Origin of the sequence: Microbacterium sp. Nx66 (assembly GCF_904066215.1) — a bacterium.
Taxonomy (GTDB): domain Bacteria; phylum Actinomycetota; class Actinomycetes; order Actinomycetales; family Microbacteriaceae; genus Microbacterium; species Microbacterium meiriae.
Window position 1 is genome coordinate 2,255,580 of the sequence record NZ_LR880474.1, and the last position, 12,536, is coordinate 2,268,115.

Consider the following 12,536-nt stretch of genomic DNA (forward strand, 5'->3'; position numbering starts at 1 on the left):
AGCGGCAGGACAGGCCGTCACGCGAGTACAGGCGTCACGCGAGCGCAGCCCACCACGCGAGCACAGGCCATCACGCGAACACAGGCCACCGGCACTGCTGTCGCCTGATGCCGCGCGAACGCCTGATCCCGCGCGGCCTCGGCGCCGTCGCGGAGGGCGGCCCCGAAGCGGTTAGGGGACGACGATCTCGTCGAGGCCGTCCAACACCGGGATGCTCCAGGACGGGTCCGGTCGCCAGTCGATCCACTCCCGATCGAACGGCCAGTCGCCGGCATGGAAAGACGCGATGGCCGCGACCGCGTGCCGCTCGATCTGCGCCGCCTGCGCGGCGGTCAGCCGCCCCTGGTCGACGGCGGCGACCAGCTCGTCCTCGTCCTTCATCGCCACGCGCCCGTCCTGTGCGATCTCGACGTCGAGGACGTGATCGGAGGTGTAGGTGGCACTGTCGGTGCGCAGGTGCGCGTTCTCGAGGTTGACGTACCAGCCGGCGAAGTCCCACGTCGTCCCGGTGGCCGCGCTCCAGAACAGCCAGACCGACCACGGCACCCCCGCGGGCGCGATGCGCAGGATGCCGTTGCCCCACCACTCCTCGACGATCCGGCGCCGGGGCTCCCGCCACCGCCGATCGAGCGGGACGGTCCGGATGCGCTCCCCGTCCCGCGTGCCCTGGCCTTCCTGCTGCGTCCCGGCGGCAAGCCACGCGACGAGACCGCGCTCATCGTCACGGACGACGCGCATGGGGGTGACGGTCGCTGCCTCCCCCGTGGTCCACCCCGGCTTGCGGTAGTGCCAGTCGAGCTGCGCACCCGGCGAGAGGAACGGCCCCTCCCCGAGCGATCGCGCTCCGGCGGGGACCGAGGGTGGCGTGGGCTGCAGGAGGAGGCTCGTCATCCGGCCACGCTATCGCGAGAGCGCACGGCTCCCCGGAAGGGGCCGTGCGCTCTCCCGGTCAGTCGCGGAGGGCGGCGCCGAAGCGCTCCGCGGCCACGGCGACGCCCGCCATCTTCGCCGCGGAGGCCTCCGCGGCGGTCAGCGTGCGGTCGTCGGCGCGGAAGCGCAGGGCGAACGTCAGCGACTTCGATCCCTCGGGCACGCCCTCGCCGCGGTAGTCGTCCACGAGCCGGACGGACTCCAGCAGTGCACCCGCGCCCTCCGCGAGAGCCGCGCGGACCTCGCCCGCCGGCACCTCGGCCGGGAGCGTGAGCGAGACGTCCTGCGTCGCGGCCGGGAACGTGGAGAGCGATGCCGCCACGATGCGTCCGCCGGCGAGCGTGAGCAGCCGGTCGAGGTCGAGCTCCAGCACGGTGGCGCGACCCGGCAGGTCAGCCTCCTCGGCGACGGCGGGATGCAGCTCGCCGACGTAGCCGACCTCCTCGCCGGCGGCGACGAGCGCACCGGTGCGTCCGGGGTGGAGCGCGGCGCGCTGCGTCTGCACGACGTCGAGCTCGATGCCCGCCGCGGCCCCGATCACGCGAACCGCGTCGAGCGCCTCGACGAGCCCGGCGGCCTCGGCGGCACGACCCGGCTGGCGCGGCGACACGTTGCCGGTCAGCAGCACCGCGACGTGGCGCTCCTGCGGCGGGATGGAGGCGTCGAGCGCGGCGAGCACCTCATCCGACGGCCGGACGCCGAGCGGCGGGACCTCGGCGGTGCCGTACTCCACGCCCGGCTCCGGGACGAACACGGCGCCCGTCTCGAACAGCGCGAGGTCGGTGAGCCCGCGCGAGATGTTGCGGTGCGCGGTCTGCAGCAGACCGGGGATGAGTGAGCGCCGTAGGAACGGCACCTGCCCGTCGAGCGGGTTCGCGAGGCGGATGCTGGGCAGGTGCTCACCGGACGCGGAGCCGTGCAGATCGTTCTGCGCCTCGGTCGTGAACGGGAACGCCGGGGTCTCGACGAATCCTGCGGCGGCGAGAGCGTTCACCACGCGGCGACGCCCCTGCTGATGTGCCGTGAGACCGCGGCCGGACGGCGGCGTCGGCAGCACGGAGGGGATGCGGTCGAGCCCGTGGATGCGGGCGACCTCCTCGGCGAGTGTCCACTTGTCGGTGAGGTCGGGGCGCCAGGTCGGCGGGATGACCGTCCACCCGGAGTCACCCTGGGTCCCTGAGCCTTCGGCCTGGGTCCCTGAGCCTGTCGAAGGGCTGACCTCGGCCCCGATCGTCGTCAGCGCGCCGGTGATCTCGTCGTCGGTGTAGTCGACGCCGATCAGCCCCTGCACGAAGCCGCGCGGGAGCTCGATCTCGGCGACGAAGACCTCGGCGAAGAGCGCTCCGCCCTCCTCCGTGAGCGTGCCGCCGGCGAGCTCGACCATGAGGTCTGCTGCGCGGCGGGCCGCGACGAAGGGGATCAGCGGGTCGACGCCGCGCTCGAAGCGCTTGGACGCCTCGCTCGGGAGCTTGTGCCGACGGGCCGTGCGGGCGATGGTCGTCGCGTCGAAGGTCGCCGCCTCGATGAGGACGTTCCGCGTGGTGTCGCTCATCTCGGTGGTGCCGCCGCCCATGACGCCGGCGAGGCCGATGGGACCGGAGTCGTCGGTGATGAGGAGGTCTTCGACGTGCAGCTTCCGCTCCACGCCGTCGAGCGTGGTCATCTTCTCCCCCGGCGTCGCGCGCCGGACGGTGATGCCGCCCGTGAGCTTGTCCAGGTCGTAGCCGTGCAGCGGCTGCCCGAGCTCGAGCATGACGTAGTTCGTGATGTCGATGAGCACACCCAGCGAACGCATGCCGGCGAGGCTCAGGCGCGCGATCATCCACGGCGGAGTCGGCCGAGACGGATCGACGTCGCGCACGACCCGGGTGACGAACTCGCTGGCGCCGACCTTGCCCCGCACCGGTGCCTGGTCGTCGACCACGGCCGTGTGCCCGGAACCGGGCTGCAGCTCGGCGAAATCGCGCTCGGCGGGGTCGCGGAAGGCCGCCCCCGTGGCGTGCGCGTACTCCCGGGCGACACCGCGCACCGAGAACGCGTAGCCGCGGTCCGGCGTGACGTTGATCTCCACCGCGACGTCGTCGAGGCCCAGCAGCGCGATCGCGTCCGTGCCCACGGGCGCATCGATACCGAGGTCGCTCAGCACGACGATGCCGTTGTGCTCGTCGCCGAGCCCCAGCTCGCGCGCCGAGGCGATCATGCCGTCGGACACGTGGCCGTAGGTCTTGCGGGCGGCGATGGGGAACGGGCCCGGGAGGACAGCGCCGGGCAGGGTCACGACGACCTTGTCTCCGACGACGAAGTTGTGCGCGCCGCAGACGATCCCACGGACGCCGCCGTGCTCGGGGCCGACGTCCACCTGGCACCAGTTGATCGTCTTGCCGTTCGACTGGGGTTCCGGCTCGAGGGAGACGACCTGGCCGACCACCACGGGACCCGTGATGTCGAACCGGTGCACGTCCTCCTCTTCGAAGCCGACGGTCACCAGTGCCGCGAGGACGTCCTCGGGCGTGGCATCCGCTGCCAGATCGACGTACTCACGCAGCCACGAAAGCGGGACGCGCATCACACCACCATCCCGAACTGCTCGCTGAAACGGACATCGCCCTCGGCCATGTCGCGCATGTCCTGCACATCGCTGCGGAACATCAGGCCCCGCTCGATGCCCATGCCGAACGCGAAGCCGCTGTACACCTCCGGGTCGATCCCGGCCGCGCGCAGCACGTTCGGGTTGACCATGCCGCAGCCGCCCCACTCGATCCAGCGCGCGCCACCCTTGAAGGTCGGGTGCCACAGGTCGAGCTCGGCGGAGGGCTCGGTGAAGGGGAAGTAGTTCGTGCGGAAGCGGGTCTTGGCCTCCGGGCCGAAGAGCTGCTTCGCGAAGTGGTCGAGCGTGCCCTTGAGGTGCCCCATCGTGATGCCCTTGTCGACGACCAGGCCCTCGAACTGCGTGAAGACCGGGAGGTGCGTGGCGTCGAACTCGTCGGTGCGGTACACGCGGCCCGGGCACAGCACGTAGATGGGGACCTCGCGGTCGAGCATGGATCGAACCTGCACGGGGCTCGTGTGCGTACGCATGACGAGGTGGCGCGACGTCGGGTCGACGTAGAAGGTGTCCTGCTCCTGACGGGCGGGGTGATCGACGTCGAAGTTCAGGGCGTCGAAGTTGAACCACTCGTGCTCGAGCTCCGGCCCCTCCGCGATCTCCCATCCCATGCCGACGAAGATGTCCTCGACGTGGTCCTGCAGGAGGGCCAGCGGGTGGCGGGCGCCCACGCGCGTCCGCGACGGGACGGCGGTGATGTCGACGCGCTCGGCCTCCAGGCGCGCGGCGACCTCGGCGGCGGCCAGCTCGGCCTCCTTCGCCGCGAGCGCCTGGTTCACACGACCGCGGCCCTGACCGACGAGCTTGCCGAACGCGGCCTTGTTCTCGGGGGCGACCTGGCGCATCGAGGCGTTCAGGACCGCGAGCGGCGATCCCTCCGCGACGTGCGCCGCACGGGCGGCTTTCAGCGCGGCGGTGTCGGCGGCCGCCTCGATCGCCGCGAGGGCGTCGGCGACAGCGGCTTCGACCGCTTCGGGGGTGATTTCCGGAGACTCTGACACGGGAGTCGAGTCTACCGGCGCGGGACAGGCGTCCCGCGCCGGTCGTGGCTCACACCGCCAGTCCGCCGGAGTTGTTGCTGTCGTGCTTACCGAGACCCCGCTGCATCACGATGAGCGACGTGTTCGTCTCGCCGTCGTGCTGGCGGGGGTCCGGCTCCACGGGACCGGCCTTGGCCGAGCGCTTGGCCCGGCGCTGCAGGCGGTAGGCGACGTAGGAGAGCACGAGACAGACCGCGACGTACATCGAGCCGCCGACCATCGCGGCGGGGATCAGCGGCGACCCGTAGGGCGCCTGGTTGCCGATCTGGTTGATGACGTAGAGCAGCTCCTGGTACGTGATGATGAAGCCGAGCGCGGTGTCCTTCAGGGCCACCACGAGCTGCGCGATGATCACGGGCATCATCGCCCGGACGGCCTGCGGGATGAGGATGAAGTACATGACCCCCGTCTTGCGCAGGCCGATCGCGTAGCCGGCTTCCTTCTGCCCGCGCGGCAGCGACTCGATCCCGGCGCGGAGCACCTCCGCCAGCACGGAGCCGTTGTAGACGATGAGCGCGATGACGACCGCGTAGTACGGGGGCATCCGGATACCGATCACCGGGAGGCCGTAGTACAGCAGCATCATGAGGATCAGGACGGGGATCGCCCGCATGATCTCGATGATCCACCGCACCGGTTCCCGCACCCAGGCGTGCTCGGAGAGGCGGCCGATGCCGAGGACGAAGCCCAGCACGATCGAACCGACACCGGCGACCGCGAAGGCGGAGAGCGTGCTGAGCAGCCCCTCCCCGAAGCGCACCCAGACCGCCGAGTACGTGAAGATGTTCCACTTCTCCGCGGAGAACTGGCCGGTGGCGTACAGGCGCCAGACCACCCAGCCGAGCACGGCGAGGACGACGAGGATCGTGACGGCGCCGATGATCCGGTTGCGGGCGACGGCGCGAGGCCCGGGGACGTCGAACAGGACGGAACTCATCGCGCGATCCTCCACTTGTTCTCGAGTACGCGCTGCACCCAGCTCAGGAGCAGCACGAGCACGACGAAGATGACCATGACCCAGAGCAGCACGACGAGGGCGTTCTCGCCCCGCTCGCTGAGTGCCGCTCGGATCGTACCGAGGTTGACCACCGAGAAGCCGGCGGCCACCGTGGTGTTCTTCATGAGGGCGATGAGCACGCTCATGAGCGGCGGGACCACGGACCGCGTGGCCTGGGGCAGCACGACGAAGCGCATGACCTGGCCGAAGTTGAGGCCGATGGCCCGTGCCGCCTCCGCCTGTCCGACCGGCACCGTGTTGATGCCGGCGCGGATCGCCTCAGCGACGTAGGTGGCGGTGTAGATGCCGAGCGCGATCGTGGCGAGCAGCAGGGAGTTGACCCGCTCCCCGAGCAGGATCGGAAGGCAGAACGCGAAGAAGAACATCACCAGCGTGAGCGGGGTGTTCCGGATCCAGTTCACGTACACGGCGCCGACGCCGCGCGCGATCGGGACCGGGGACACGCGGGCCGCTCCGACGATGAGTCCGAGCACCACGGCGATGAGGCCACCGCCGAGGAACAGCGCGATGGTTCCCCACAGCGCTTCACCCCAGAGGTCGAGGTGGTCCGAGATCACTCCCACTGCTGTGCCTTTCGGTTCGTTTCCGCGTCAGGTCGACGCCGAGGAGGACGGGGGCGGCCGGTCGGACCGACCGCCCCCGCGAGATCAACCGACCGGGTCGACCTCGGGCTGCTCGGCCTTCACACCGGAGGCGCCGAGGTTGTTGTCGAAGATCTGCTGCCAGATGTCACCACCGTCGGTGAGCTGGGTGTTGAAGTACTCGACGAGCGCGTCGTCGCCCTTCGCCACACCGATGCCGTAGCGCTCCTCGCTGAACGGCTCGCCGACGACCTTGAGGTTGTCGGGGTCCTGGGCCGCGTAGCCGATGAGGATCGCCTCGTCGGTCGTGACGGCGTCGACCTGGCCGTTCTTGAGGTCCTCGACGCACTTGGAGTACGTGTCGTACTCCTTCGTCTTCACCTCGGGGTAGTTCTCCTTGATGTTCTGGATCGGCGTCGAACCCGTCGCCGAGCAGACCGTCGTGGAGGAGTCGAGGTCGTCGACGCTCGCGATGTCGCTGTCGGCCGCGACGAGGAGGCCCTGGCCGGTGACGAAGTAGGGACCGGCGAAGGCGATCTGCTCCTTGCGCTTGTCCGTGATCGAGTAGGTGCCGACGTAGTAGTCGATGTCGCCGTTGACGATGGCCTGCTCGCGGTTCGCGGAGGCGATCGCCTGGAACTCGATCTTCTCCGGGTCGACACCGAGGGATGCCGCCATCCAGCGGGCGATGTCGACGTCGAAGCCGGTGCGCTCGCCCGTCACGGGGTCGAGGTATCCGAGACCGGGCTGGTCCTCCTTGACGCCCACCTTGACGGTGCCCGACGAGGAGATGCGGTCGAACGTGGGGCTCCCCTCGATCGTGACGTCCTCCTCGATGGTCCAGGGCGTGCTGCTCGAGGCGTCGCCCTCGTCGCTGCCCGACGTGCCGGTGCTCGACGGCGTGCCGCTGTTGCAGGCCGTGAGCGCGAGCAGCGCCACCGTGGCGATCCCGAATCCGGCCAGTGTCCGTGTGCGTCGCATGTGCGTCTCCTTCGTGTGCTGTGCTGTGGGTGCTGGGTCTGGGAAGTCAGTGCGTGAGGAGCTTCGAGAGGAAGTCCTTGGCGCGGTCGCTCTTCGGGTTCGTGAAGAACTCCTCGGGCGTGGCCTCCTCGACGATCCGGCCGTCCGCCATGAAGACGACGCGGTCGGCCGCCTTGCGGGCGAAGCCCATCTCGTGGGTGACGACGATCATCGTCATGCCCTCCTGGGCGAGCTCGACCATGACGTCGAGGACCTCGTTGATCATCTCGGGGTCGAGCGCGCTCGTGGGCTCGTCGAAGAGCATGACCTTCGGCTGCATGGCCAGGGCCCGTGCGATCGCGACGCGCTGCTGCTGGCCGCCGGAGAGCTGTGCGGGGAGCTTGTTCGCCTGCTGCGCGACGCCGACGCGCTTGAGGAGCATCATGGCCTCCGCCTCGGCGTCGGACTTCTTGAGTCCGCGGACCTTGATCGGGCCGAGCGTCACGTTCTCGAGGATCGTGAGGTGCGCGAAGAGGTTGAAGGACTGGAAGACCATGCCGACGTCGGCCCGCAGGTGCGCGAGAGCCTTGCCCTCCGCGGGCAGCTCCTTGCCGTCGATGCGGATCGAGCCGCTGGTGATGGTCTCCAGGCGGTTGATCGTGCGGCAGAGCGTCGACTTGCCCGAGCCGGAGGGGCCGATCACGACGACGACCTCCCCCGCGTTGACGGTGAGGTCGATGTCGCTGAGCGCCTGGAACTCGCCGTAGTGCTTCTGGACGTTCTCGACGACGACGAGCGGGGTTTCAGAGGTCATCATTTCTCCAAACTAGCCACGCGATGCGCGCGGTTCCAGGCACCACGGTGAGGTTTACACGTTCGTAATCACCTGATCGCGGCGCCAATGCATCCTCGCAGAGGCACCCCACGGCCCGCCCCCTCGGGCCGCGGGATCGCCCTGCTGCCACGCTCCCAGCGACAGCAGGCAGCAGGTGTCCGATCGTGTGCGATCGACCTCACCCTGGCAGAGCCGGCGTACGGCTGTCAGGGATCTTGAGGATTTCTTGAGGGGGCGCCGGTCACCGGCGCAGATCGCGGTAGTACTGCTCCGCGCCGGGATGCAGGGGCACCGGCCCGGTGAAGATCGCCGACCGGCGGTCCAGCAGCGCCGCCGCCGGTACGTCGGCCGCCAGCGAGGTACGCGCCGCGAACAGGCCCGCGACGAGATCGTGCACCACGCCGGGCGGGGTGCTGCCGGCGGTGACGAGGTAGTTCGGCACCGCCAACGTCGTCACCGAGGCATCGAGGCCGTAGGTGCCTGCAGGCACGTCGGCGGGCCGATACGCGTGGGAGTACCGCTCGTTGACCGCGTTCACCCAGTCCTGCTCGACCGGGAGCAGGCGCACGTCGACGGTCTCCGCGAGGTCCGCGATGCCAGGTGTCGGCAGCCCGCCCACCCAGAAGAAGCCGTCGATCTCGCCCCGCTCCATCGCGGCGATCGACCCGCCGAGGTCGAGCTGCGGGTCGTCGATCGTATCCGCGGCCACGCCGGCGGCGTGCAGCACCCGGGTCGCGATCACGTTCACCCCCGAGTTCTCGGCCCCGAGGGATATCGTCCCCCCGGCGAGGTCCGCGAGGTCGTCGACGGCCGAGTCGTCCCGCACGACGATCTGCAGGTACTCGTCGTAGAGGCGGGCGACCGCCTGCACATCCAGCGGCTCGGCGAAGGCGCCCGTCCCCGCCACGGCATCGGCGGCCGCATCGCCCTGCGCGAAGCCGAGGAGGGCCTCCCCCGCGCTCACGCGCAACAGGTTGTCCACCGATCCCGCCGTCACCTCCGCCGTGAGGTCGACGTCGAGCTCACGCGACAGCTCTGTCGCGAGGTGGCTGCCGTAGTCGTGGTATACACCGGTGGGGCTGCCCGCGGCGAGCACGGCGACGGTCTGCGTCCAGTCCTCGGAACGCGGACTGCACGCGCTCAACCCGACCGCCGCCACGAGCGCGAGCATCCCGGCGACGACACGCCGCCCCCGCCCGCTCACGCTGCCGCCTCCGCGGGAAGGACGAGGGCTACGAGGAGCCCGCCGCCGTCGGCGCCGCGCACCCGCAGCTCGCCCCCGACCGTCGCCAGGAGGTCGGTCGCGATCGCCAGCCCCAGACCGGTTCCCGGCATGTCGCCGCTGTCCGCGCTCCGCCAGAAGCGGTCCGCCGCCGACGACGCATCCTCCGGTGACAGCCCGGGACCGTGGTCGCGCACGGTGAGCTGGCATTCGTCGCCCGCGCGCTGCGCACCGACCTCGATGGACGAGCCCTCCGGCGAGTACTTCACCGCGTTGTCGATCGCGGCGTCGAGCGCGCTCTCCACGATGGTGCGGTCGGTGATCGTCATGACCGACGACTCCCCCGTCCGGCGCACCACGATGGCCCGCTGCGCCGCCACCTCCTGCCAGGCCTCGACCCGGCGGCCGGCGACGGCGGCGAGATCGACCGCCGACATCGTGGAGTCGGTGCGACCGCCGCGGGCGAGTCCGAGGAGGGTCTCCAGGATGCGGGTCATCCGCCGGCCCTCTTCCCTGGTCTCCTCCACGTCGTGGTCCCACTCGCGTCCCAGCCCCGTCGCGAGGTGCTCGACGCGCAGCAACAGCGCGTTGAGCGGATTCCGCAGCTCGTGCGAGGCGTTCAGCGCGAACTCCTGCTGTCTCGTCATGACGCGCTCGATCTCATCGGCCATGCCGTTGAAGACCCGCGTCATGCGCCGCAGCTCGGGCGGGCCGGTGCCTTCGGCCACCCGGGCGTCCATCTCCCCCCGCTCGATCGCCGCCATCGCCTCGTCGAGACGGCGCACCGGCGAGAGCACCCAGCGCGCGAGCCCCGCGACCAAGAGGATGCCGAGCGCGCTGAGCAGCACGACGATGAGTGCGAGCACGAGCGTCTGCCGCAGGATGACGGTCTGCGGGGTGTCCGTGCCGCCCCTGACGAGCACCGCACCGATCACATCGCCGTCGTCGAACACGGGTTCCACCAGCGCCGCATCGGACACGACCCACGGGGAGGACGTCGGTTGCTCGGCGCGGCGACCGGAGAGCGCCAGCCGCACCCGCTGCGCATCCTCCTCCGACAGCACCGCGTCTCCGTGGTCACCGGCCGCCCAGGGGCTGCCGGTGAGATCGAACACGGTCACCTCGATTCCGTAGACCTCCTGGAAGCGACGGACCTCGGCGTCCATCACCGCCGGACTCCCGGAGCGCAGCGCCTGTCGGGCGCTCGTCGCGAAGTACCCGAGGTCGCCGAGCTGCTCGGCATAGAACGACTGCTGGACGCTGCGTGCCGCGCTCCACCCGGTCACGCCGCCGAGTGCGACGAGCACGATGATCAACGGCACGAGGAAGACGACGGTCAGGCGGCGGCGCACGCGTCAGGACCCCGCGAGCCGGTAGCCGACGCCGCGCACGGTCTCGATGAACGCGCGATCGCCGCTCTTCTTCCGGATGGCCGCCACGTGCACCTCGAGGGAGTGGCCGAAGCCACGCCAATCGGTGTTCCAGACCTCGCGGATGAGGCGCTCCTTCGGCACCGCGACACCCGGATACCGCGCGAGCACGCCCACGATGTCGAACTCCTTGCGGGTGAGCGCCAGCGGCACCCCGCCGACCTGCACCTCCCGCGCGACGAGGTCGATCTGCACCGCGCCGCCTTGCAGCAGCACGCGGGTGTCCGGCTCCGTCCGCAGCGGCCGCGATCGTCGGGTGACCGCCTCGATCCGCGCCAGGAGCTCGTGCACGTCGTAGGGCTTCACCACGAAGTCGTCGGCACCGGCGCGCAGCCCCTTGATGCGCTCGGCGACCTGGTTACGCGCGGTGACGATGACGATCGGCACGTCGGAGCGCCCGCGGATGCGGCGGCAGAGGTCGATGCCGTCGACATCCGGCAGCCCGAGGTCGAGCAGCACCACCTCGGTGTCGGCATCGAGGTGGTCCAGCGCCGCGGCCCCGTCGGCCGCATGCACGGTGGCATAGCCCGAGCGCGCGAGGAAGGCCTGCAAGGCCCCCGCCACCCGCTCGTCGTCCTCGACGATCAGTATCCGCATCCCGCGTCCCGTTCTTCGCCGGGTCAGCCGGTGGAGGCCGCGCGTTGGGCGAACGCGCTCTCATACAGGCAGACACTCGCCGCGGTGGCCAGGTTGAGCGATTCGGCGCGCCCGAAGATCGGCAACCGGAGGACACGGTCGGCCTGCGTCAGCGCCTCATCCTCGAGCCCGCGCGCCTCGTTGCCGAACAGCCAGGCGGTCGGCTCGCCCAGCACGCCGTCGGCGCGTGCCGCGAGGAGGTCGTCCCCCTTCACGTCCGCCGCGAGAATCTGCAGGCCCGCATCGTGGGCCCGTCGGACGACCTCGTCGAGCTCACCGCCCACCGAGACCGGAAGGTGGAAGAGCGAGCCGGTCGTCGCCCGCACCACCTTGGGGTTGTACGGATCGACCGTGCGACCGGTGAGCACGACGGCATCGGCGCCGGCGGCGTCGGCGGCCCGGATGATCGTGCCGAGGTTGCCAGGGTCGCGCACCTCCTCGCAGATCGCGACGAGACGCGGTGCCGCATCGAAGATGTCCCGCACCGAGGTCGGCGTCTGACGGACGACCGCGACGAGCCCCTGCGGGGTCACCGTGTCGGCCATCGCGTTGAGCACGTCCTCGCTCACGTACTCGACCTCGACGTCCGCCTCCGCCGCCGCGGCACGGATGTCCGCGTGCCTCTCCCACCCGTGAGGGGTCGCGAACAGCTCGATGATCGCCTCCGGACGGTACGTCAGCGCCTCACGGACGGACTGCGGACCTTCCAACAGGAACAGCCCGGTCTCGGTACGCGCGCTGCGCTTGGTCAGCTTGGCGACGGCACGGACTCGGGGGGAACGGGGGTTCTCCAGCACGGACTCAGTCTACGGTCAGCCCGCCACCGCCCGGATACGCGGAACGGGCGCCTTCCCGGAGGAAGACGCCCGTTCGGAAGCGAGATGCTTACGCGACCGACTTCGGCGCGTTGACGTCGGAGGGCAGAGCCTTCTTCGCCGTCTCGACCAGCGTCGTGAACGTCGCGGCATCGTTCACCGCGAGGTCGGCGAGCATGCGACGGTCGACCGTGACACCCGCGAGGTTGAGGCCCTGGATGAAGCGGTTGTACGTCATGCCGTTCTGGCGGGCAGCGGCGTTGATGCGCTGGATCCAGAGACGACGGAAGTCGCCCTTGCGCTTGCGACGGTCCCGGTACGAGTAGACCAGGGAGTGGATGACCTGCTCCTTGGCCTTCCGGTAGAGGCGCGAACGCTGACCGCGGTAGCCGGAGGCGCGCTCGAGGATGACCCGACGCTTCTTGTGGGCGTTGACCGCCCGCTTGACTCTTGCCATTTTCCTG

General features: G+C 70.4%; 12 protein-coding genes. All 12 read right to left on the bottom strand.

Annotated elements, in window-relative coordinates; all coding sequences use genetic code 11:
- Positions 1 to 171: 171 nt before the first annotated feature.
- Positions 172 to 891 carry a DUF402 domain-containing protein gene (locus tag MICNX66_RS10740; protein WP_187661873.1) on the bottom strand — a complete coding sequence of 240 codons (720 nt, stop codon included), beginning with the start codon at positions 889 to 891 and terminating at the stop codon, positions 172 to 174.
- Positions 892 to 949: 58 nt separating this feature from the next.
- Positions 950 to 3,496 carry a phenylalanine--tRNA ligase subunit beta gene (pheT, locus tag MICNX66_RS10745; RefSeq protein WP_187661874.1) on the bottom strand — a complete coding sequence of 849 codons (2,547 nt, stop codon included), beginning with the start codon at positions 3,494 to 3,496 and terminating at the stop codon, positions 950 to 952.
- A complete protein-coding gene (gene pheS, locus MICNX66_RS10750) occupies positions 3,496 to 4,536 on the bottom strand; it encodes a phenylalanine--tRNA ligase subunit alpha (protein WP_187661875.1) in 1,041 nt (346 codons plus the stop codon). The genes pheT and pheS overlap by 1 nt, the downstream gene beginning before the upstream one ends.
- 49 nt (positions 4,537 to 4,585) lie before the next feature.
- Positions 4,586 to 5,512 carry an amino acid ABC transporter permease gene (locus tag MICNX66_RS10755; RefSeq protein ID WP_187661876.1) on the bottom strand — a complete coding sequence of 309 codons (927 nt, stop codon included), beginning with the start codon at positions 5,510 to 5,512 and terminating at the stop codon, positions 4,586 to 4,588.
- Complete coding sequence (locus MICNX66_RS10760; protein ID WP_062636670.1) at positions 5,509 to 6,156, bottom strand: amino acid ABC transporter permease; 648 nt, start codon at positions 6,154 to 6,156, stop codon at positions 5,509 to 5,511. The genes MICNX66_RS10755 and MICNX66_RS10760 overlap by 4 nt, the downstream gene beginning before the upstream one ends.
- Before the next feature lie 84 nt (positions 6,157 to 6,240).
- Positions 6,241 to 7,155: a glutamate ABC transporter substrate-binding protein gene (locus tag MICNX66_RS10765; RefSeq protein WP_187661877.1), complete on the bottom strand. Its 915-nt coding sequence runs from the start codon at positions 7,153 to 7,155 to the stop codon at positions 6,241 to 6,243.
- A gap of 46 nt (positions 7,156 to 7,201) precedes the next feature.
- A complete protein-coding gene (locus tag MICNX66_RS10770) occupies positions 7,202 to 7,948 on the bottom strand; it encodes an amino acid ABC transporter ATP-binding protein (protein ID WP_060922536.1) in 747 nt (248 codons plus the stop codon).
- 262 nt (positions 7,949 to 8,210) lie between these two features.
- Positions 8,211 to 9,173, bottom strand: a complete 963-nt coding sequence (locus MICNX66_RS10775; RefSeq protein ID WP_232089049.1) for a TAXI family TRAP transporter solute-binding subunit — start codon at positions 9,171 to 9,173, stop codon at positions 8,211 to 8,213.
- Positions 9,170 to 10,543, bottom strand: coding sequence for a sensor histidine kinase (locus MICNX66_RS10780; protein WP_187661878.1), 1,374 nt, complete (start codon positions 10,541 to 10,543; stop codon positions 9,170 to 9,172). Before MICNX66_RS10780 ends, MICNX66_RS10775 begins: the two co-directional genes overlap by 4 nt.
- Positions 10,544 to 10,546: 3 nt before the next feature.
- Entirely contained in the window at positions 10,547 to 11,218 is a 672-nt protein-coding gene (locus MICNX66_RS10785) for a response regulator transcription factor (protein ID WP_187661879.1), read from the bottom strand.
- 23 nt (positions 11,219 to 11,241) lie between these two features.
- Positions 11,242 to 12,054 carry a TrmH family RNA methyltransferase gene (locus tag MICNX66_RS10790; protein WP_187661880.1) on the bottom strand — a complete coding sequence of 271 codons (813 nt, stop codon included), beginning with the start codon at positions 12,052 to 12,054 and terminating at the stop codon, positions 11,242 to 11,244.
- Positions 12,055 to 12,142: 88 nt separating this feature from the next.
- The gene (gene rplT / locus MICNX66_RS10795; RefSeq protein WP_187661881.1) at positions 12,143 to 12,529 is read right to left on the bottom strand and encodes a 50S ribosomal protein L20; all 387 of its coding nucleotides are present in this window, start codon (positions 12,527 to 12,529) and stop codon (positions 12,143 to 12,145) included.
- Positions 12,530 to 12,536: the final 7 nt, after the last annotated feature.